Consider the following 19,792-nt stretch of genomic DNA (forward strand, 5'->3'; position numbering starts at 1 on the left):
CCGCTACCAGACGTAGGCGAGGACTTCCCCACCCACGCCCTTCTTGCCGGCCTGCTTGTCGGTGAGGAGCCCGTGCGACGTGGAGATGATCGCCACGCCGAGGCCGCCCAGCACCTTGGGCAGGTTGGTGGACTTCGCGTACACCCGGAGACCGGGCTTGGAGATCCGCTTGATGCCCGCGATGGAGCGCTCACGGTTCGGGCCGAACTTCAGCTCGAGGACGAGGTTCTTGCCGACCTCGGCGTCCTCGACCTTCCAGCCCGTGATGAAGCCCTCCTGCTGGAGGATCTCCGCGATGTGAGACTTGATCTTGGACGCCGGCATCGTCACGGAGTCGTGGTACGCCGAGTTCGCGTTCCGCAGACGCGTAAGCATGTCTGCGATCGGATCAGTCATGGTCATGAATTGGCCTTCGGCCTCTCTCGCCGGGGTTTCCTGGTGCGCCATCCCTCTCCCCGATCCGAGACGGGACGGGTGCGGCGCGGTGGACCTACGGCGTAGTAAGTCGTACGGGCGGCAGACGCCCAACCCCACAAGCCTAAGGCATGCGGAGGTGGGCCCCTGCCGACCCAGATGCTTACCGAGAGTCTGAATAACCCGGAATTACCGGATTACCAGGAGCTCTTGGTCACGCCCGGCAGCTCGCCACGGTGAGCCATCTCACGAAGGCACACGCGGCACAGGCCGAACTTGCGGTAGACGGAGTGCGGGCGGCCACAGCGCTGGCAGCGGGTGTAGCCACGCACACCGAACTTGGGCTTGCGAGCAGCCTTAGCGATCAGAGCCTTCTTCGCCATCTCGCTCACGCCTCCTTGAACGGGAAGCCGAGGTGACGAAGGAGCGCGCGGCCCTCAGCGTCGTTGGTCGCCGTGGTGACCACGGTGATGTCCATACCCCGGACACGGTCGATCTTGTCCTGGTCGATCTCGTGGAACATGACCTGCTCCGTGAGACCGAAGGTGTAGTTGCCACGGCCGTCGAACTGCTTGGGGGACAGGCCGCGGAAGTCGCGGATGCGCGGCAGCGCGAGCGACAGGGTGCGGTCCAGGAACTCCCACATGCGGTCGCCACGGAGCGTGACGTGGGCACCGATCGGCTGGCCCTCACGCAGCTTGAACTGCGCGATGGACTTGCGGGCCTTGGTGACGGCCGGCTTCTGACCGGTGATCGTGGTGAGGTCGCGGATGGCGCCCTCGATCAGCTTGGAGTCGCGGGCGGCGTCGCCCACACCCATGTTGACCACGATCTTGACGAGGCCGGGAACCTGCATGACGTTCTCGTAGGAGAACTCCTCACGCAGCTTGCCCGCGATCTCCTCGCGGTACTTCGTCTTCAGACGCGGAGTCGTGGTGGTAGCCATCAGATGTCCTCACCCGTCCGCTTGGCAACGCGGATCTTGTTGCCCTCGTCGTCGAAGCGGTAACCGACGCGCGTGACGACCTTGTTGCCGTCCTTCTCCACGACCAGCTGGACGTTGGAGACGTGGATCGGGGCCTCGGTGGTCACGATGCCGCCGGCCTGCGAACCGCGAGCGGTCGGCCCGGCCTTGGTGTGCTTCTTGACCCGGTTGACACCCTCGACCAGGACACGGTCCTCGCGGGGGAAGGCCGCGATGACCTTGCCCTGCTTGCCCTTGTCCTTACCGGTGATGACCTGGACCAGGTCGCCCTTCTTGATCTTCATGCTCACAGCACCTCCGGCGCGAGGGAGATGATCTTCATGAACTTCTTCTCGCGCAGCTCACGGCCCACCGGGCCGAAGATACGGGTGCCACGAGGGTCGCCGTCGTTCTTCAGAATGACGGCGGCGTTCTCGTCGAAGCGGATGTACGAGCCGTCCGGACGGCGGCGCTCCTTGACGGTGCGAACGATGACCGCCTTGACGACGTCACCCTTCTTCACGTTGCCACCGGGGATCGCGTCCTTGACGGTGGCGACGATGACGTCACCGATACCCGCGTAGCGGCGACCGGAGCCACCGAGCACACGGATGCAGAGGATCTCCTTCGCACCCGTGTTGTCGGCGACACGCAGTCGCGACTCCTGCTGGATCACGTCTATCTCCTGTTTGTCTGCCGGTTCCCTCCGGGGGTGAGCCCGGAGAGCCTGGCGGAACTCCCCTGCGGATGGTCCCCGCAGGAATTACGTGGCCGCCCCCGGCCGAGACCCGCGCACGTCGCGCACGCGGCAGCGTGCATGTCCTGCGCTCCTCGGCCGAGTGGTCCCGGCGGGGGTCCGTGAGTCGTTCCACGGACCCCACGCCGGGGGCGGCGCCGGCCTGCGGGGGTGACCCCGCAGGGAATTACTTGGCCTTCTCGAGGACCTCGACGACGCGCCAGCGCTTCGTCGCGGACAGCGGCCGGGTCTCCATGAGGAGGACGCGGTCGCCGACACCCGCGGCGTTCTGCTCGTCGTGAGCCTTGAGCTTGTTGGTACGGCGGATGACCTTGCCGTACAGCGCGTGCTTGACGCGGTCCTCGACGGCGACGACGACGGTCTTGTCCATCTTGTCGCTGACGACCAGACCCTCACGGGTCTTGCGGAATCCGCGTGCCTCGGTGTTCTCAGTCACGTTGCTCTCGCTCATCAGGCGCTCTCCACCGTCTCGATGCCCAGCTCGCGCTCACGCATCAGGGTGTAGATCCGCGCGATGTCCTTACGGACGGCCTTGAGCCGGCCGTGGTTCTCGAGCTGACCCGTCGCCGCCTGGAAGCGGAGGTTGAACAGCTCTTCCTTGGCTTCGCGGAGCTTGTTCAGCAGCTCCTCGTCACCCAGTTCGCGCAGCTCGGACGCCTTGGTACCGGCCGACATCACGCTTCACCTGCCTCGCGCTTGACGATCCGGCACTTCATCGGCAGCTTGTGGGCCGCACGGGTCAGCGCCTCACGGGCGATCTTCTCGTTGGGGTACGACAGCTCGAACATCACACGTCCGGGCTTGACGTTGGCGATCCACCACTCCGGAGAACCCTTACCGGAACCCATGCGGGTCTCGGCCGGCTTCTTGGTGAGCGGACGGTCCGGGTAGATGTTGATCCAGACCTTGCCGCCACGCTTGATGTGACGGGTCATCGCGATACGAGCCGCCTCGATCTGGCGGTTCGTGACGTAGGCCGGGGTCAGCGCCTGGATGCCGTACTCGCCGAACGCAACCTGCGTTCCACCCTTGGACATACCGTTGCGCTTCGGGTGGTGCTGCTTGCGGTGCTTGACCCTACGGGGGATCAGCATTTCGGTCAGGCCTCCGTTCCGGTGCTCTCAGCCGGAGCGGCAGCGGCGGGCGCGTCGGCCTTGGGGGCCTCGGCGGCCGGAGCCGACTGCTGCTGCGGCTTGCGACCGCGCCGCTCGCCACCGCGGCCACCACGGGCCGGGCGGTCGGCGCCACCGCGGGCCGGGCGGTTACCCGCACGGGCGGCAGCGTTCTCGGCGCGGACCTCGGCGATGTTCTTGACGTCGCCCTTGTAGATCCAGACCTTCACACCGATGCGGCCGAAGGTCGTCTTGGCCTCGAAGAAGCCGTAGTCCACGTTCGCGCGGAGCGTGTGCAGGGGCACGCGGCCCTCGCGGTAGAACTCCGAGCGGGACATCTCGGCGCCACCGAGGCGGCCACCGCACTGGATCTTGATGCCCTTGGCGCCGGCCTTCATCGCCGACTGCATGCTCTTGCGCATGGCACGGCGGAAGGAGACGCGGGAGGAGAGCTGCTCGGCGACGGCCTGGGCCACGAGCTGAGCGTCCGTCTCGGGGTTCTTGACCTCGAGGATGTTCAGCTGGACCTGCTTGCCCGTCAGCTTCTCGAGGTCACCGCGGATGCGGTCGGCCTCGGCGCCGCGGCGGCCGATGACGATGCCCGGACGAGCGGTGTGGATGTCCACACGCACGCGGTCACGGGTGCGCTCGATCTCCACCTTCGAGATGCCGGCGCGCTCCATGCCGGACGTCATCATCCGACGGATGGCGACGTCTTCCTTGACGTAGTCCTTGTACAGCTTGTCGGCGTACCAACGCGACTTGAAGTCGGTCGTGACACCGAGCCGGAACCCATGCGGGTTAACCTTCTGGCCCATTACCGGGTTCCTTCCTTGCTGCTGACGACCACGGTGATGTGGCTGGTCCGCTTGCGGATCCGGTAGGCGCGGCCCTGGGCGCGCGGACGGAACCGCTTCAGGGTCGGGCCCTCGTCGACGTAGGCCTCGGAGATGTAGAGGCTGTCGGCGTCGGTGTGGTCGTAGTTGTGCGCGGCGTTGGCAATGGCGCTGTCCAGCACCTTGCCCACCGGCACGCTCGCGGCCTGCGGGGCGAAACGCAGGACCGCCTGAGCCTCCGTGGCGTCCATGCCACGGATGAGGTCCACCACGCGGCGGGCCTTCATGGGCGTGACGCGGATGTACCGCGCCTGGGCCCTGGCTTCCATGGTTGTCCCTTCAGTGTTTGTCATGGTCTTTCACACCCCGCTGACTAGCGGCGCTTCGACTTCCGGTCGTCCTTGACGTGACCCCGGAAGGTGCGCGTCGGCGAGAACTCGCCGAGCTTGTGGCCGACCATGGACTCGGTGACAAACACCGGGATGTGGGTCTTGCCGTTGTGCACCGCGATCGTGTGGCCGAGCATCGCCGGGACGATCATCGAGCGACGGGACCAGGTCTTGATGACGTTCTTGGTACCGGCTTCGTTCTGGGCGTCCACCTTCTTGATGAGGTGGTCGTCGACGAAGGGTCCCTTCTTCAAGCTACGAGGCATCTCAACCCGTCCTTAGCGCTTCTTGTTCGTCTTGCGGCGGCGGACGATGTACTTGTTCGACGCCTTCTTGGGCGAACGAGTACGGCCTTCCTTCTTGCCCCAGGGGGACACGGGGTGACGACCACCGGAGGTCCGGCCCTCACCACCACCGTGCGGGTGGTCCACCGGGTTCATGACCACACCACGGACGGTCGGGCGAACGCCCAGCCACCGCTTACGGCCGGCCTTGCCCCAGTTGATGTTGCTCTGCTCGGCGTTGCCGACCTCGCCGACCGTGGCGCGGCAGCGCTGGTCGACCAGGCGGATCTCACCGGAGGGCATGCGGAGGTGGGCCATCGTGCCCTCCTTCGCGAGCAGCTGCACGGAGGCACCGGCGGAGCGGGCGAACTTGGCACCGCCACCGGGACGGAGCTCGATCGCGTGGATCGTGGTACCGACCGGGATGTTGCGGAGGGCCAGGTTGTTGCCCGGCTTGATGTCGGCCCCGGGACCGTTCTCGACGCGGTCACCCTGCTGCAGGTTGCGCGGGGCGAGGATGTAGCGCTTCTCGCCGTCGGCGTAGTGCAGCAGCGCGATGCGCGCGGTGCGGTTGGGGTCGTACTCGATGTGCGCGACCTTCGCCGGCACGCCGTCCTTGTCGTGACGACGGAAGTCGATCACGCGGTAGGCGCGCTTGTGTCCGCCACCCTGGTGGCGAACGGTCACACGACCGGCGTTGTTACGGCCGCCCTTGCTGTGCAGCGGGCGGACCAGCGACTTCTCCGGCGTGGACCGCGTGACCTCGACGAAGTCGGCGACGCTGGAGCCACGGCGGCCCGGCGTAGTCGGCTTGTACTTGCGGATTCCCATTTCTCAGTCCTCGTCCGATATCGGACGATCCGACCCGCTTACGCGGTCGGACCGCCGAAGATGTCGATACGGTCGCCCTCGGCGAGGGTCACGATCGCGCGCTTGCTGTCGGCACGCTTGCCGAAGCCCGTGCGGGTCCGCTTCCGCTTGCCCTGGCGGTTGATCGTGTTGACCCCGGTGACCTTGACCGAGAAGACCGCCTGGACGGCCTCCTTGATCTGGGTCTTGTTGGAGCCCGGCGCGACGATGAACGTGTACTTGTTCTCGTCGAGGAGCGCGTAGCTCTTCTCGGACACGACCGGCTTGAGCAGCACGTCACGGGGGTCCGTGAACGCCTTGCTCGCCGGGGTGACGACGGTGTTCTTGCCCTCGGCCTCGTGGCGACGCGCCTTGGCGACGCGCGCGGCCTTGGCCGCCTTGGCGGCCTTCGAGGCGATGCTCGGGTGACGCGTAGCCATCAGGCCTCGCTCCCTTCGGTGTCAGCGGCCTTGGGGCCAGACACGAAGGACTCGAAAGCGGCCTGGGTGAAGACCACGTCGTCCGAGACGAGAACGTCGTACGTGTTCAGCTGGCCCGGCTCCAGAATGTGGATCTGGGGCAGGTTGCGGGCGGACAGCCACGCGGCCTCGTCGGAGCGGTCGGCGACCAGGAGCAGGTTCTTGCGCTCCGAGATCTTGCCGAACAGCGTGCGGGCGGCCTTCGTGGACGGGTTCTCGCCCTCGATCACGCCGGTGACGACGTGGATGCGGTTGTGGCGGGCCCGGTCGGTGAGGGCGTGGCGCAGGGCCGCGGCCTTCATCTTCTTCGGGGTCCGCTGCGAGTAGTCGCGCGGCACGGGACCGTGCACGACGCCACCACCGGCGAACTGCGGGGCGCGGGTCGAACCCTGACGGGCGCGGCCGGTGCCCTTCTGGCGGTACGGCTTCTTGCCGCCACCGCGGACCTCGCCACGCGTCTTGGTCTTGTGCGTGCCCTGGCGGGCAGCGGCCAGCTGCGCGACGACGACCTGGTGGATCAGCGGGACGCTGACCTTCTCAACGCCGAAGATCTCCGCGGGGAGCTCGACGGTACCGGCCTTGTCGCCCGCCGGCGAAAGGATGTCAACAGTGCTCATCGGTTACCTCAGGCCCCCTTGGCCGCGGTGCGGACCAGGACGAGGCCGCCGTTCGGACCGGGAACCGCGCCCTTGATGAGCAGCAGACCCTTCTCCGCGTCAACGGCGTGGACGGTCAGGTTCTGGGTGGTGACCCGCTCGTTGCCCATGCGGCCGGCCATGCGGAGGCCCTTGAACACGCGGCCCGGGGTGGCGCAGCCACCGATGGAACCGGGAGAGCGGTGCTTGCGCTGGGTGCCGTGACCGGCGCCGAGGCCCTTGAAGTTGTGACGCTTCATGACACCGGCGAAGCCCTTGCCCTTGCTCTTGCCGGTCACGTCGACCTTGACACCGGACTCGAACACCTCAGCGGTGATCTCCTGGCCCAGGGTGTACTCGGCGGCGTCCGCGGTGCGGATCTCGACAAGGTGGCGGCGGGGGGTGACGTCGGCCTTGGCGAAGTGGCCCTTGAGGGGCTTGTTCACCTTGCGCGGGTCGATCTCGCCGAAGGCGATCTGGACGGACTCGTAGCCGTCGACGTCGTTCGTACGGACCTGGGTGACGACGTTGGGCCCGGCCTTGACGACGGTGACGGGAACAACACGGTTGTTCTCGTCCCACACCTGCGTCATGCCGAGCTTCTCGCCCAGGATGCCCTTGATCTGCTTTGCCATCTCTTCAGATCACCGGCCTCAGAGCTTGATCTCGATGTCGACACCGGCCGGGAGGTCGAGTCGCATCAGAGAGTCAACGGTCTTGGGGGTCGGGTCGAGGATGTCGATCAGGCGCTTGTGCGTGCGCATCTCGAAGTGCTCGCGCGAGTCCTTGTACTTGTGCGGCGACTTGATGACGCAGTACACGTTCTTCTCAGTGGGCAGCGGCACCGGGCCCGCGACCGACGCACCAGTACGCGTCACCGTCTCGACGATCTTCTTCGCCGAGGAGTCGATGACCTCGTGGTCGTAGGCCTTGAGCCGGATGCGGATCTTCTGTCCCGCCATGGCTACTTCGTAGTCCTGTCTCTCGAAAACGCTCTGGAACCCGGTGTTCCTACCCTCACCTCCGACCCACGCGGTCGGGCGTGTCGCGCTCCCGCTGACACAGATGTCCCTTTTCGGAGACTTCCCTGCTGGGGGAGTGCGGGCCCTTCCGGAACCGCGGGCGGGGGCGAGAGGCCCACCGGGTGCCTGGTCTGCACCCCGCTGACACTTCCCGGAAGATTCCCGTACGTCCGCCCCTGATCAGGGACGACGAGTACTGTGGGACTCGCTTCCGGTCCTCCCGGCGGGAGGCGCGCAGCATCGGCACTCGACCGAGCAACTCGGCTAGTCTGCCATACGGGGCAGGGGCCTGGCCAATCGAGCCGGAGAGAATACCCCGAAGGCGACTTCGGTCAAACTACGGCCCGCCGGGCGAGGGCGCGGTGCGGGACATGACCGGACATTCGGGCACAGGGGCAAGACGGCAGCGACGGCGACGGGGACCACGACGTAGACGGCGCGGGCCGCGGGCCGCGCGGACAAGTGGTCCATCGCGTGGATCCTGCTGCTCTCCTCCTACGGCCCGGAGACCTACGACGGCATCCCGCCCCTGCGAGGGCCCCGTGATCACCCCGTACGAGAACCGGGACGGCACCTGCGCGAGTGAACTCCGCGAGTAGCCGACCCTGCTCGGCGTCCTCGCCCTGTCGCCGATCACCACAGTCGTGGCGGCGGCCACCACGGTCTACGCAAAGCTCCTGTCGCGCCTGGAGAGGATGTCCGGTCCCCCGAAGCCGATCGCCGGAACAGGGGAGGACACCACCTGATCGGACACTCTCGGCGCCGACAGAGCCTCATCCATCACTGGGTGTCACCGCGAAGTCACGTCACCGGCGAGCTCGCTCATGATGGCCCTGCCGCTCTTTGGCCGTCTTCGCTCTCCACGCCCTCCAGCCCATGCGGGCGAGAACACCCACACACAGGGAGACGAGAATCGCTCCCCAGTCGATGACGTGCGCAGGTCACCCGCACTTCAGAGTCTTGACCGTGGCTGGGAAGTAGGCGCGCATGAAAGCATCTACTTCCGCACGATTTCCCTCGTCGAGGATACTCGCCTGCGGCAAGTGCAACTTGAGCGTGAAGTGATTACCGCGGGCAGTTTTGCATGAGGTGCTGGCGATAGCGCCGTTCCTGCCCACGATGGCTTCATCTCCGATATTCGCTTTACGCCACTCCACTACATCCGTGAAGACCGGATCAAATTTGGACCGTTGAGCGAATCCGGGCGTGTCCGATGTCCAGTAGAAATGGAATTCCATCATTCGCTCATCTCCGGAGGAAAGTACGCAGGGGGCGGAGACGAGTTCGGAGCGATCCACCCGACTGTACTCGTGAACGCCTTCAGGGAAATCGGCCAGAGGATCAACGAGCTTCCAGTCAACCGGAGTGCCACAGATCTGCTCAGGCCGCTCGGGCTTCTCCCTGCTCCCACAGGACACCGCCAGAAGGGCAAGCCCCAGAACCAGAGCCGCCTTGCGTCTTCTCGACGGCATTCTTCCCGTCATCTCGGACCACCACCTGACACGTCCATGCCCTTCGCGCCACCACGACCCGCTGCGGTGTCGATGGCGTCCTGCGCGTCGTATGTGGTCTCGACTTCGCCTCCGTGCACCGCCTGCCATTCGTCCGCAAGTGCCATGAGCTGCCTGTTTCGCACTTCAGCGGTCTCGATGTTGCTCTCGATTCTGTGGTCGTCGAGTCTCTTTTGCTCGTCCTCCAGCCACCTGTCCGTGACATAGTCCACCCCTTGCTGCACCTTGTCACTGACAACCGGAATGTAGCTGATCGCTTCGTCGATAAGCGGTTTCGCCGTGAATTCCGCGACCTCGGGCTCGCCTTGCGCCTGGGAGCGGGCCTCCTCCAAGAAGCCCACCGTTCGTCCGGCCCGGGTGAGTGACTCCGTAGAGCTTGGCTGGCCGGTTTCGTGGATGTTGGCCACCATGGCCTGGTTCAGTCCGCCGTTCAGCGTGTTGTAGGCGTCCTGATCTTTGGAGATCTGCTTGGTGACCTGGAAAAGGTCGGCCTGATCCAAGGGTGACCCCGCGACCTCGATTTCACTCATCGCCCTGTGCACCGTTGCCCCATGATTGACCAGGACGTTCGCCATCGGCTCCCGCAAGGACGGAGGGAAGTCGTCTCCCTGGGCGGCCAGGGACGTAAGGGCCGACCTGAAGACCTTGTCGTTCTGCTTCGTGTGCTCCACGTACCGTGCGTTCTCGTCCGACGGGTCGATTCCCGTCGCCGCTGCCTGGAGCGCCGCGCCGAAGCCGGCCCTGTTGTCGCCGTCCACGCCGGGCGTGTACGTGCCGACCTTCGCGCCCTCGCGCTCGTGCAGTGTGACGTTCCAGTCCCGGTCCTTCACCAGGTACTGCATCTTCTCGTCGGAACCGAGATACGCCGCTGCCGCGTCGGGGTCACGGCTCATGATCCCGAGCATGCCGTCCACCGGGTCGTTGGCGAACCAGCCGTCGTGCGCACCGGCGTACTCCCCCTTCAGCCGCCAGATACCCGGCTCCCTCATCTCCGCCGCGATCATGTCGTCGGTGAGGTCACCGAGCATGTCCGCCGAGTATCCGTGCCCTTTCTGCATCAGCGTGACCAATGACTGGTAGCCGATGGCCTTGTCCAGGCGGGCTCCCTGCGCGTCCGTGCCGTACCGCTCCACGCCCGCCTCGCGCATGTCGTCGCGCCAGCCCTGGTACCACGCAGACGACGTGTCCTTCGTCGCCGAGGCCAGTGCGTTGGCCAAGCCCGTCTCGATCGTCGCGTAGCGGGCCGCGCGGTCGCCGTCCCGTGCGTGGATGAGGTCGTTCAGCTCGTTCGTCAGCTTGAGGGTGCCCTCGGCGCCCAGGCCGTCCAGGAGGGTCCGCGAGAACGCCGGGTCGTCGCTGTTGTCGCGGAAGGTCCGCTCCAGTTCAGCGATCTCCTTGTCGGAAAGGCGGCCGCCCGCTCGGAGCCTCTCCAGCGCCTTCTCCGCCGCTTCGCCCTCGTACGTCTCGATGTCGCTCTTCGCCTCGCCGTTGAAACCCTTGCCCCCGGCGATGACGCTGGAGTCGATCACGACGGCCTGAAGAGCGATCTGCACGCCGGTGTCCGCGTCCGTGACATCCCGCACCGCCTTGTCGACGCGGTCCTGCCACGACTGGACGGCCTCCTGCCACCCCGGATCGTGGCGCAGCGTTCTGCGTTCGGCGTCCGTCAGCCGCTCGATGTCCAGGCTCACGTGCCCCTGCTCGGAAACCGTCATGCCTGCGTCGACGGCTTCCTGCCGGGCCGTCTTGAGCCGACCGCGCAGTTCGACCAACTGTGTGTGCGCGTCGCGCAGCAGTCCGGCCACCGCTTTGGCCTCCGTCTGCGCGTACTGGAACTCCTTGAGGGTGACGTCGAATCGCCGGTTGGCCGCGTCGGCGCTCAGTCCCACCCAGCTGGTGCCCATGGAGATGCCGTGCACATCCCGGCTGTAGGCCTTCTCCTGCTTGGCGAACTCGCCCGCCATGCCGTCCCACCGGTCGGCGGCCGTGGTGAGCGTGCCCAGGTCGGTGGTCATGATCTCGTGGTACGTCGGCATCCGTCCGTTCCCCTGCCTCGCGCCTCAGAGCCGGTCCAGCGCGGACGGCGGCCGGATCTTCGCGGTCTGCGCTCCTACCCCGTAGTCCGTGCTCTGCAGGATCGTGCCGACGCCACGCAGCGCGCCCTTCTCCGCGTCGAGCCGGTCCATCAGGTTCTTCACCTGCCCGCCCCAGGTCTCGTGGGCCTTCTTCAGCGCCCCGGAGGTGGCCCAGCCGTCCCCGTCCTTGGCGGCGAACGCCTTGACCGCGCTCCCGGTGTCCTCGTCCGCCCACGCGCCGGCCTTGGCGGTGTCGGGCTGGATGTGCTCCTCGATCGCCTTCACGGCAGCCGCCTTCTCGGCGGGCGTGGAGGCCAGGTCCGGCCGTCCTCCGCCCACCGGCCCCGCACCACCGGGCCCACCACTCACGACGATCCACCTCCCCCAGAGGACAGGCGCTCGCACACCTGTCGTCACAGAGGGTGACGATAGCTCACGATCACCGAGGGTGACAACCCGGTCACTCCGCCCTTGCCACCGTCAGCAGCACCGCCGCGTTCTCCAGGGCCTCCAGGCTGTGGCGGGCCGGTGGGATGAGGATGAGGTCGCCGTCCCTGCCCTCCCAGGACGTGTCGCCGCTGGTGAGGCGCACCCGGCCGTGCAGTACCTGGAGGGTCGCCTCGCCGGGGTTCTCGTGCTCGGCGAGGGAGGTGCCGGCGGTGAGGGCGAGCAGGGTCTGGCGCAGGACGTGTTCGTGGCCGCCGTGGATCGTGGTGGCGCTGCGGCCACTGGTCGCGGTGGCGGCACGTTCGAGGTGCTCACGGGCAAGCGCGTCGAGGGAGAGTTTCCGCATGCCCGCCAGTCTGGCCGCCGACGCCGTGCGACGGCAGGGCCGACCGGGCCACGTCCCGTCGGGATCACCCCGAGGCACTGGCGAGGAGCACTAGTGCGCCCCGGCCCCCGCGTTGCGCATGCGGGCGAAGGACGTGTTCAGGCCCTGCTTCAGGAGGCGGGACAGCGGGCGTTCCACGCAGCGGTGGACGGCGTAGCTCAGGAGGAGGAAGGCCGTGATGACCGTGGCCACGAGGAGGCGGGGGTCCATGGTGTCGTGGAGGCGGTTGATGAGGGCCGTGCCGGCGGCGTAGTGGACCAGGTACAGGGGGTATGTCATCGCGCCCGCCGTGACCAGCCACTTCCAGCGGACGCGGTCCGTGTACCCGAGCGCCACGGCGACCATGAAGAGCAGGAAGGCCGTGAAGATCAGCACGCTCCCCCGCCAGCCCGACACGTGCTCGATCTCCGCGATGCGGTTGCCGAGCTCCAGCTGTCCCATGAGCCACGCCATCGCGAGGATGCCCCACAGCAGGAGGTCCTGGCCGAAGCGGTGCATGAGGTAGAGGGCGAGGCCCGCGATGAAGTACCAGGCACCGTCCGGGTTGGCGATCAGCTCCAGCAGCGGCAGGCGGGCGATGGGCGCGAGCATCGCCGCCGCGCCCCACAGGCAGCAGAACAGGACCACCCTGCGGTACGTCAGCCCCATCGCGACCACGACGAGGAAGAGGAGGTAGAAGCGCAGTTCGGACCAGAGGGTCCAGTAGACGCCGTCGACGTTGGGCACGCCCGAGCCGGACTGGAGCATCGTCAGGTTCAGGAGGATCTCGCGCAGGCGCAGGCGTTCCCACACCCCCGGTACGGCGATCAGGACGGCCGTGGTGAAGAGGACCGCGAACCAGTACGCCGGGTAGAGCCGGATCACGCGGGAGACGAAGAACTGGCGCGGCGTGCGCCCCCAGCACGACATGCAGATCACGAAGCCGCTGATCACGAAGAAGATCTCGACGCCGATCCACCCGTACGAGGCGAAGCGGAACACCGTCGGCATGATCTCGGAGACCGGCCGCCCCCAGATCGGGTTGCCGGGGCGGTCGGCCCGCCAGGTCCCGGCGTAGTGGTGCGCGGCCACCATCAGCGCGGCGAGCAGCCGGATGCCGTCGACGACGTACAGGCGGCCGCCGGGGCGAGCGGCCGGTGTCGGCTGCGCGGCGGCAGGGCCCGGCACCGTCACGGTGAGCGGCGGGAGCGGTTGCCTCGTCCGCCCCGCGACGCGTCTCGCCGCCCGCTCGACCATCGGTGTTCCCTTGTCCGCCGCATGCACCATCCGCCCAGAAAAGAACAGCCGTCCCACGTGCGGAAGTGCTTTCGACGACTCGCCGCCAACGCCCCGTCCGGCGTTGGCGGCGTGTTCACCCGTACGTCAGATGACGCCCTGGGCGAGCATCGCGTCGGCGACGCGCTCGAAGCCGGCGATGTTGGCACCGGTCACGTAGTCACCCGGGGCGCCGTAGCGCTCGGCGGTCTCGTGGCAGGTGGTGTGGATGTCGTTCATGATGTGCGTCAGCTCGTCCTCGACGCGCTTCGCCGACCACGACGTACGGGCGTGGTTCTGGGCCATCTCCAGCGCGCTGACCGCGACGCCGCCCGCGTTGGCCGCCTTGCCGGGGCCGAAGGCGACGCCGGCGCGCTGGAGGAGGTGGACGGCCTCGGGCGTGGTCGGCATGTTGGCGCCCTCGGAGACCGCCTTGACGCCGTTGCGGATCAGCGCGGCGGCGTCGTTCTCGTCCAGCTCGTTCTGCGTGGCCGACGGCAGCGCGATGTCGGCCGGGACCTCCCAGACCCGCCCGCCGGGCACGAAGCGCGCCGAGGAGCCCCGCCGCTCGGCGTACGTGTCGACGCGGCCGCGCTCGACCTCCTTGACCTGCTTGAGCAGGTCGAGGTCGATGCCCTTCTCGTCGACCACGTAGCCGGAGGAGTCCGAGCAGGTCACCGCGTTGGCGCCCAGCGCGGCCAGCTTCTCGATCGTGTAGATCGCCACGTTGCCCGAGCCCGACACGACCGCCGTCTGGCCCTCCAGGTCCTCACCGCGCTCGCGCAGCATCGCCGCCGCGAAGAGCACGTTGCCGTAGCCCGTCGCCTCCGGGCGGATCAGCGAGCCGCCCCAGTTCGCGCCCTTGCCGGTGAGGACGCCGGCCTCCCAGCGGTTGGTGATCCGGCGGTACTGGCCGAAGAGGTAGCCGATCTCCCGGCCGCCGACGCCGATGTCGCCCGCGGGGACGTCCGTGTGCTCGCCGATGTGCCGGTACAGCTCCGTCATGAAGGACTGGCAGAACCGCATGACCTCGGCGTCGCTGCGCCCGTGCGGGTCGAAGTCGCTGCCGCCCTTGCCGCCGCCGATACCGAGGCCGGTCAGGGCGTTCTTGAAGATCTGCTCGAAGCCCAGGAACTTGATGACGCCCAGGTTCACGGAGGGGTGGAAGCGCAGACCGCCCTTGTACGGGCCGAGCGCGCTGTTGAACTCCACCCGGAAGCCGCGGTTGACCTGGACGCGCCCCTGGTCGTCCTGCCACGGCACACGGAAGATGACCTGCCGCTCCGGCTCGCACAGCCGCTCGATGAGACCGGGCTCCGCGTACTCCGGCCGGGCCGCGACGACGGGCGCCAGTGTCTCCAGCACCTCGTGGACGGCCTGGTGGAACTCCGGCTGGGCCGGGTTGCGGTGCTCGATCTCGGCGAGCAGGTGGTCGAGCGTAGTCTTCGATTCGGATCGCGTCGTCACGGAAGCCCTTTCTGGCACGGCTGACACCGGGACCCGGGAGGCGCCGGGAGGGGCGGCCGACGTTACTCCGGCCCGGTCCGGTGAAGGGCGCTCGGCGCCGTTGCCGCGCGCGGGGACACCTAAGTGTTACGCGCATGTAAACACCCCGACCAGTGTCCGGTCTGTGCCCCGACCACTATGTGAGACCGAAACGCCGCATACCGGTTCGCGGTGGATGTACGGGACCGAGGCGGCCCACGGCCGCACGCGTCACGTCTCCCCGTTGAGCATGGCCGCCGTGAGGACGTTCCCAGCGACGCCCCAGCCCCCGTCGGCGACCTCGTCCACCAGGACGACGGTCGTGGGGCGGGCCCGCTCGCCGTAGATCTCCGCGTACAGGTCGGTGGTGCGTGCGACGAGCTTCCGCTTGTCCTCGGCGGTGAGGGTGCCCGCGGGGACCTTGAAGTGGGCGAACGGCATCAGATCATCCCTCCGTTGGCGCGCAGGACCTGGCCGTTGACCCAGTGGCCTGCGGGGCTGCTGAGGAAGGCGACCACGGCGGCGATGTCCTGCGGGGTGCCGAGGCGCTCCAGCGGCGGGGTCTTGGCGAGCTGGTCGATCTGCTCGGTGGTCTTGCCCTCCAGGAACATGTCCGTGGCCGTGGGCCCGGGTGCCACGGCGTTCACCGTGATGTCCCGGCCGCGCAGCTCACGCGCCATGATCAGGGTCATCGCCTCCACGGCGCCCTTGCTCGCCGCGTACGCCCCGTAGGTCGGGAACTGTGTGCCGACCACGGACGTCGAGAACCCCACGAAGGAGCCCCCCGCCCGCAGTCGCCGCGCCGCCTGCCGGGCGACGACGAAGGTGCCGCGGATGTTGGTGCGGTGCATGGCGTCCAGCGCCGCCAGGTCCAGGTCGGCGATGGTCGACAGGGTCATCCGGCCGGCCGAGTTCACCACCACGTCGACGCCGCCGAACTCCTCCTCCGCCCGGTCGAACAGCGCGGCGACCTCCTTCTCCTCCGCCACGTCGGCCGGTACGGCGATCGCCCGACCCCCGGCCGCGGTGATCGCCGCGACGGTCTCCTCCGCGGAGGCCGCGTCGCGGGCGTAGTTCACGACGACGGCCAGGCCGTCCCGCGCGAGCTTCTCGGACACCGCGCGGCCGATGCCGCGGGATCCGCCGGTGACGACGGCGACCCGTACGGCGGCAGGGCCTGCGGGGTTCTCGTTCGTGTTCGTGCTCGTGTTCGTGGTCATGACTCCACGATGCGGGGTGGCGGCTCGCGCAACCAGGGGACGCCATCCCCTGGGTCACCGGCCCGGCCCGGCGCAGAATGGACGGCATGAGCGCCGTGAAGTACGCCGAGCTGGGAGCGTTCCTGCGGTCGCGGCGGGAGCGCATCCGCCCGGCCGACGTGGGCCTCCCGGCGGGTCCGCGGCGCCGGGTGCCGGGGCTGCGCCGCGAGGAGGTCGCACAGCTCGCCGGGGCGTCGGTGGACTACTACAACGAGCTGGAGCGGGGGGCCGGTTCGCAGCCGTCCGAGCAGATGATCGCCGCGCTGGCCCGGGCGCTGCGGCTGTCCGCCGACGAGCGGGACTATCTGTACCGCCTCGCCGACCGGCCGGTGCCCGTGCAGGGCGGGGCCGCCTCGCACGTCCACCCCGGCATGCTCGACCTGCTCGGCCGCCTGGCCTCGACCCCGGCACAGGTGATCACCGACCTGCACGTCACCCTCGTACAGAATCCGCTGGCCGTGGCGCTGGTCGGGGACCAGAGCGGTTTCCGGGGCCCCAGGGCCAGCTTCGTGTACCGGTGGTTCACCGAGCCCGAGGCCCGGCGCCTGCATCCCGAGGGCGACCACGCGAGCCAGTCCCGGGCCTTCGTCGCCGACCTGCGGGCCGCGGCGGCACGCCGGGACGCGAAGGACGCGGAGGCCGGCACGATGATCCGCACGCTGCTCGACGTCTCCCCCGAGTTCGCCGCGCTGTGGGCCGACCACGACGTGGCCTTCCGACGCGACGACCGCAAACGCATCGTCCACGCCACGCTGGGCGTGATCGAGGTCAACTGCCTCAACCTGTTCAGCGAGGACGGCCGCCAGCGGCTGCTCTGGTTCACCCCGGCGGTGGGTACGGAGAGCGCGGGGCTACTGGACCTGCTGGCGGTCGTCGGCACGCAGGAGGTCGTCAGCGACGCCGCGACGCGTACGGCAGGAAGCTCGCCCAGGCGTCAGGGGTGAGGGCGAGGCGGGGGCCGTCGTCGGTGTACTTGGAGTCGCGGATGTGGATGGTGCCGGGGGTCTTCGCGACCTCGACGCAGGACTCACCGTTGTTGCCGCTGCTGTAGCTGCTCTTGAACCACGCCAGCTCGGCGGGGGCCTTGCGGTTCATGGCTCTCCTATCGGACGTACGAGACGAACGATGCCCAGGCCGTCGGCGCGAGAGCGAGACGCGGGCCTGCACTCGGCTGGTGCTTGGAGTCACGGACGTGGATGGTGCCGGGGGTCGTGGCGATCTCAACGCAGGACTCGCCGTTAGTACCACCGCTGTAGCTGCTCTTGAACCACGCCAGTTCGGAGGCGTCCCCGGCGAGGGCCTTGCGCATCATGTCTCTCCCAGCAGTCTCTCGATGAAGGCCAGTGACTCCCTCGGCGGGAGGGCCTGCGCCCGGATCGTGCCATATTGCAGCTCTAGGATGCGCAGTTGTTTCGGGTCCGAAACAGGCCTCCCGCTGAAGAGGCCGTCGGCGCGGCCCACCGCCGTCCCGTCCGGGAACTTCAGCAGCTCGATCCGGCCGTCCAGGCCCGGATGAGCTTCCGTGTTGGTCGGCATGACCTGGAGGGTGACGCAGTTCAATCGTCCCACCTCCAGCAGGTGTTCGAGCTGCTGCTGCCACACCATTGTGCCCCCAACCTGCCGCCGGAGCGGGGCCTCTTCCACCACGAAGTGGATGGACGGCGCCGGGTCGCGCTCGAAGACCGACTGCCGGGCCAGCCGAGCGGCCACCATGCGCTGCACGTCGTCCGGTGAGTACGGGGGTTGTGCCGCACGGATCAGGATCTCCACGTGATCCGGCGTCTGCAACAAGCCCGGGATGATGTTGCACTCGTACACCCCGATCTCCACCGCCTTGCCCTCCAGCTTGCCCAGCTCACGCACCTTCTTCGGATACCGGACCTTCTTCACGTCCTCCCAAGCGGCCGCGATGAGTCCGCCCGCGTCCAGCACCTCGTCGGCCCTGTCCAGATACTCCTGCCGGGGAATCCGCTTGCCGCCCTCGACCTTGTAGACGAGGTCCTCCCCGTACCCGATCGCCGCCCCGAACTCGGCGGCCCGCATCCCTACGGACTCCCGGCGCAGCTTCAGTTGCCGCCCCACCGTGGCGATGACCGCGATGCCCCACTCGTCGTCCGGGTCGACCTCCCAACCCGGTTCGTCCGCCTCGCCCTTGAGCCGGCCCGCCTCCGCCTCGACCGTCATTCCGCGCCCCTCGGTAGTACCCGCTCGATTGCACCAGCGGCCTACCCCCACGGACCGCCCCGACAGCCCCGGACACACCGGACAAGCTCCGGACAGTCACCGTACGTACCCGCCGAGTCACTTCTCACGGTACGCAGGCATCGCCACGCTGAGTGACGTGAATCAGAAATCCGCCGAACTCCCGACGACCGTCCGCAACTTCAGCGTGCAGCTCTCCCCCACGCCACGCGGCGCCCGCCTCGCCCGGCTGCTCGCGACGGAGCAGCTGCGGAGCTGGGGCCTCCCCCTCGACCCGGCTCGCCAACTCGTCGCCGAGCTGGCGAGCAACGCGGCGGGGCACGGACGCGTCCCGGGCCGCGATTTCCGGCTCACGCTGTACGTCGTCGGCGACACCCTGCGCATCGAGGTGACGGACACGCGCGCCGAGCGGCTGCCCCACCCGCAGACACCGGACCCCGACGCGGAGTCGGGCCGTGGCCTGCTGCTCGTCGAGGCGCTCGCGCACCGCTGGGGCGTGACGGAGGGCCGCTTCCCGCGCAAGACCGTGTGGGCCGAACTGCGCTGCACACCACCGGAACCCGGGTTCTGAGGCTCCGGTGGCGCCGGTGCCCTACCAAGGAAAGAACTCGGGGAGAAAGCACCCGACCAAGCCCCACCCTTCCTCCCGAGGCGGGCCATCACTCAGGCGGGTGAACATCACCGGCTGAGCTGGATTTCCGGGCCCTCAACTCCCTTGCGCTCAGCGCACCTGAGCACCAAAAGGTCGGCCCCCGCGGGGACTGCCATCCCATGGCGAGGGCCTGACCACCAAGGAAGAGAGAGCATCTTCCCGATGGATACGCAAAACCCTAGCGCGCCCCCGCGCGCCCAGTCAGCTCCCGCCGCCGATCCTGCCCGCCGCCCACGTCGTCACGGCGGCGGCATGACTCGTCCGCGCCGTCACCGCGCCGACCGCCGAGGCGATCTTCGAGAGCGGGTGACGCGGTAAGCCCCCCGCCCGGCAGCGGCGGCCCGGCTCACGCCACCGTGGACACGCAGAACGGGTGCCCCGCCGGGTCCAGCAGCACCCGCCAGCGGTCCGGCGACGGCTGGAACTCCGGCTTCGTGGCGCCCAGGGCGAGCAGGCGGGCCTCCCCCGTGTCCAGGTCGTCGACGCCGACGTCGATGTGGGCCTGCTTCTCCTGGCCGGTGCCCGGCCAGGTCGGCGGGCGGTAGTCGGGGAGGCGGTTGAAGCCGAGGCCGGCCGCGCCGTCCTTGCCGCCGAGGAGACAGAAGTCGTCGGTGCTGAAGGCGACGGGGAGGCCGAGGACCTCGCCCCAGAAGCGCGCCATCGCCGCGGGGTCGGCGCAGTCGAAGGTGACGGCCGAGTAGCGGAAGGCCGGTGCCGAGGTGTTCTGCGTTGTCGTCATGGGAGAGACCGTAGGACGTGACCAGGACAGGTTCGGTCCTGG

The 19,792-nt window shown here is 68.3% G+C and carries 30 protein-coding genes; 2 read left to right on the forward strand and 28 right to left on the reverse strand.

Features of this window, described 5'->3' with window-relative positions; genetic code table 11:
- Nucleotides 1-3: 3 nt before the first annotated feature.
- The 24 genes from rpsH to AB0E77_RS02190 all read right to left on the reverse strand — a co-directional run bounded on the left by rpsH (nt 4) and on the right by AB0E77_RS02190 (nt 16,118).
- Nucleotides 4-402, reverse strand: coding sequence for a 30S ribosomal protein S8 (gene rpsH / locus AB0E77_RS02075; protein ID WP_007384075.1), 399 nt, complete (start codon nt 400-402; stop codon nt 4-6).
- 209 nt (nt 403-611) lie between these two features.
- Nucleotides 612-797: a type Z 30S ribosomal protein S14 gene (locus tag AB0E77_RS02080; RefSeq protein WP_003948630.1), complete on the reverse strand. Its 186-nt coding sequence runs from the start codon at nt 795-797 to the stop codon at nt 612-614.
- Nucleotides 798-802: 5 nt separating this feature from the next.
- Nucleotides 803-1,360 carry a 50S ribosomal protein L5 gene (rplE, locus tag AB0E77_RS02085; protein ID WP_019329632.1) on the reverse strand — a complete coding sequence of 186 codons (558 nt, stop codon included), beginning with the start codon at nt 1,358-1,360 and terminating at the stop codon, nt 803-805.
- Complete coding sequence (rplX, locus tag AB0E77_RS02090) at nt 1,360-1,683, reverse strand: 50S ribosomal protein L24 (RefSeq protein WP_003992365.1); 324 nt, start codon at nt 1,681-1,683, stop codon at nt 1,360-1,362. The genes rplE and rplX overlap by 1 nt, the downstream gene beginning before the upstream one ends.
- Before the next feature lie 2 nt (nt 1,684-1,685).
- Nucleotides 1,686-2,054: a 50S ribosomal protein L14 gene (gene rplN / locus AB0E77_RS02095; protein ID WP_003998823.1), complete on the reverse strand. Its 369-nt coding sequence runs from the start codon at nt 2,052-2,054 to the stop codon at nt 1,686-1,688.
- A gap of 247 nt (nt 2,055-2,301) precedes the next feature.
- Nucleotides 2,302-2,586, reverse strand: coding sequence for a 30S ribosomal protein S17 (rpsQ, locus tag AB0E77_RS02100; RefSeq protein WP_161163021.1), 285 nt, complete (start codon nt 2,584-2,586; stop codon nt 2,302-2,304).
- The gene (gene rpmC, locus AB0E77_RS02105; RefSeq protein ID WP_005481220.1) at nt 2,586-2,810 is read right to left on the reverse strand and encodes a 50S ribosomal protein L29; all 225 of its coding nucleotides are present in this window, start codon (nt 2,808-2,810) and stop codon (nt 2,586-2,588) included. Before rpmC ends, rpsQ begins: the two co-directional genes overlap by 1 nt.
- On the reverse strand, nt 2,810-3,229 hold the full coding sequence (gene rplP / locus AB0E77_RS02110) for a 50S ribosomal protein L16 (protein WP_009190136.1): 420 nt from the start codon (nt 3,227-3,229) through the stop codon (nt 2,810-2,812). Before rplP ends, rpmC begins: the two co-directional genes overlap by 1 nt.
- Nucleotides 3,230-3,234: 5 nt before the next feature.
- Nucleotides 3,235-4,065, reverse strand: coding sequence for a 30S ribosomal protein S3 (gene rpsC / locus AB0E77_RS02115; RefSeq protein WP_100569745.1), 831 nt, complete (start codon nt 4,063-4,065; stop codon nt 3,235-3,237).
- Nucleotides 4,065-4,412, reverse strand: coding sequence for a 50S ribosomal protein L22 (gene rplV / locus AB0E77_RS02120; protein ID WP_019329637.1), 348 nt, complete (start codon nt 4,410-4,412; stop codon nt 4,065-4,067). Before rplV ends, rpsC begins: the two co-directional genes overlap by 1 nt.
- Before the next feature lie 44 nt (nt 4,413-4,456).
- The gene (rpsS, locus tag AB0E77_RS02125; RefSeq protein ID WP_010036728.1) at nt 4,457-4,738 is read right to left on the reverse strand and encodes a 30S ribosomal protein S19; all 282 of its coding nucleotides are present in this window, start codon (nt 4,736-4,738) and stop codon (nt 4,457-4,459) included.
- A gap of 12 nt (nt 4,739-4,750) precedes the next feature.
- A complete protein-coding gene (gene rplB, locus AB0E77_RS02130) occupies nt 4,751-5,587 on the reverse strand; it encodes a 50S ribosomal protein L2 (protein WP_003974264.1) in 837 nt (278 codons plus the stop codon).
- Between the two features lie 38 nt (nt 5,588-5,625).
- Nucleotides 5,626-6,045 carry a 50S ribosomal protein L23 gene (gene rplW / locus AB0E77_RS02135; RefSeq protein ID WP_161163020.1) on the reverse strand — a complete coding sequence of 140 codons (420 nt, stop codon included), beginning with the start codon at nt 6,043-6,045 and terminating at the stop codon, nt 5,626-5,628.
- Entirely contained in the window at nt 6,045-6,701 is a 657-nt protein-coding gene (gene rplD / locus AB0E77_RS02140) for a 50S ribosomal protein L4 (protein ID WP_361564193.1), read from the reverse strand. The genes rplW and rplD overlap by 1 nt, the downstream gene beginning before the upstream one ends.
- A gap of 8 nt (nt 6,702-6,709) precedes the next feature.
- Nucleotides 6,710-7,354 (reverse strand): 50S ribosomal protein L3, encoded by a 645-nt coding sequence (gene rplC, locus AB0E77_RS02145; RefSeq protein WP_360972005.1) that lies wholly within the window; start codon nt 7,352-7,354, stop codon nt 6,710-6,712.
- Between the two features lie 18 nt (nt 7,355-7,372).
- Entirely contained in the window at nt 7,373-7,681 is a 309-nt protein-coding gene (gene rpsJ, locus AB0E77_RS02150; protein WP_003948644.1) for a 30S ribosomal protein S10, read from the reverse strand.
- A gap of 1,001 nt (nt 7,682-8,682) precedes the next feature.
- Nucleotides 8,683-9,225, reverse strand: a complete 543-nt coding sequence (locus tag AB0E77_RS02155; RefSeq protein WP_361564196.1) for a hypothetical protein — start codon at nt 9,223-9,225, stop codon at nt 8,683-8,685.
- Nucleotides 9,222-11,267 (reverse strand): hypothetical protein, encoded by a 2,046-nt coding sequence (locus tag AB0E77_RS02160; protein WP_361564198.1) that lies wholly within the window; start codon nt 11,265-11,267, stop codon nt 9,222-9,224. The genes AB0E77_RS02155 and AB0E77_RS02160 overlap by 4 nt, the downstream gene beginning before the upstream one ends.
- Nucleotides 11,268-11,312: 45 nt before the next feature.
- Entirely contained in the window at nt 11,313-11,666 is a 354-nt protein-coding gene (locus AB0E77_RS02165) for a hypothetical protein (RefSeq protein ID WP_361564201.1), read from the reverse strand.
- A gap of 121 nt (nt 11,667-11,787) precedes the next feature.
- Entirely contained in the window at nt 11,788-12,120 is a 333-nt protein-coding gene (locus AB0E77_RS02170) for a cupin domain-containing protein (RefSeq protein ID WP_361564204.1), read from the reverse strand.
- A 90-nt stretch (nt 12,121-12,210) separates the two neighbouring features.
- Entirely contained in the window at nt 12,211-13,425 is a 1,215-nt protein-coding gene (locus tag AB0E77_RS02175) for an acyltransferase (RefSeq protein ID WP_361564208.1), read from the reverse strand.
- A gap of 96 nt (nt 13,426-13,521) precedes the next feature.
- A complete protein-coding gene (gene gdhA, locus AB0E77_RS02180) occupies nt 13,522-14,880 on the reverse strand; it encodes an NADP-specific glutamate dehydrogenase (RefSeq protein ID WP_361564211.1) in 1,359 nt (452 codons plus the stop codon).
- A 249-nt stretch (nt 14,881-15,129) separates the two neighbouring features.
- Nucleotides 15,130-15,339 (reverse strand): 4-oxalocrotonate tautomerase family protein, encoded by a 210-nt coding sequence (locus AB0E77_RS02185; RefSeq protein WP_361564214.1) that lies wholly within the window; start codon nt 15,337-15,339, stop codon nt 15,130-15,132.
- On the reverse strand, nt 15,339-16,118 hold the full coding sequence (locus tag AB0E77_RS02190) for an SDR family oxidoreductase (RefSeq protein WP_361564217.1): 780 nt from the start codon (nt 16,116-16,118) through the stop codon (nt 15,339-15,341). The genes AB0E77_RS02185 and AB0E77_RS02190 overlap by 1 nt, the downstream gene beginning before the upstream one ends.
- A gap of 77 nt (nt 16,119-16,195) precedes the next feature.
- Here AB0E77_RS02190 and AB0E77_RS02195 point away from each other — a divergent pair, with 77 nt between their 5' ends.
- Nucleotides 16,196-17,101, forward strand: coding sequence for a helix-turn-helix transcriptional regulator (locus AB0E77_RS02195; protein ID WP_361564220.1), 906 nt, complete (start codon nt 16,196-16,198; stop codon nt 17,099-17,101).
- Here the strand turns inward: AB0E77_RS02195 and AB0E77_RS02200 are convergent.
- From AB0E77_RS02200 to AB0E77_RS02210, 3 genes are read right to left on the reverse strand one after another with little or no spacing between them, the layout of a single operon-like run.
- Nucleotides 17,049-17,252, reverse strand: a complete 204-nt coding sequence (locus AB0E77_RS02200; protein ID WP_361564223.1) for a DUF397 domain-containing protein — start codon at nt 17,250-17,252, stop codon at nt 17,049-17,051. The genes AB0E77_RS02195 and AB0E77_RS02200 overlap by 53 nt on opposite strands.
- 7 nt (nt 17,253-17,259) lie before the next feature.
- The gene (locus AB0E77_RS02205; RefSeq protein WP_361564226.1) at nt 17,260-17,469 is read right to left on the reverse strand and encodes a DUF397 domain-containing protein; all 210 of its coding nucleotides are present in this window, start codon (nt 17,467-17,469) and stop codon (nt 17,260-17,262) included.
- Nucleotides 17,466-18,341 (reverse strand): helix-turn-helix transcriptional regulator, encoded by an 876-nt coding sequence (locus AB0E77_RS02210; RefSeq protein ID WP_361564228.1) that lies wholly within the window; start codon nt 18,339-18,341, stop codon nt 17,466-17,468. Before AB0E77_RS02210 ends, AB0E77_RS02205 begins: the two co-directional genes overlap by 4 nt.
- 157 nt (nt 18,342-18,498) lie before the next feature.
- Between AB0E77_RS02210 and AB0E77_RS02215 the strand changes: the two genes are divergently transcribed.
- Nucleotides 18,499-18,930, forward strand: coding sequence for an ATP-binding protein (locus AB0E77_RS02215; RefSeq protein WP_361564231.1), 432 nt, complete (start codon nt 18,499-18,501; stop codon nt 18,928-18,930).
- Between the two features lie 427 nt (nt 18,931-19,357).
- Here the strand turns inward: AB0E77_RS02215 and AB0E77_RS02220 are convergent, their stop codons facing one another.
- The gene (locus tag AB0E77_RS02220) at nt 19,358-19,750 is read right to left on the reverse strand and encodes a VOC family protein (protein ID WP_361564234.1); all 393 of its coding nucleotides are present in this window, start codon (nt 19,748-19,750) and stop codon (nt 19,358-19,360) included.
- Nucleotides 19,751-19,792 lie beyond the last annotated feature (42 nt).

The sequence above is a fragment of the Streptomyces sp. NPDC032940 genome, assembly GCF_040636935.1.
GTDB lineage: Bacteria > Actinomycetota > Actinomycetes > Streptomycetales > Streptomycetaceae > Streptomyces.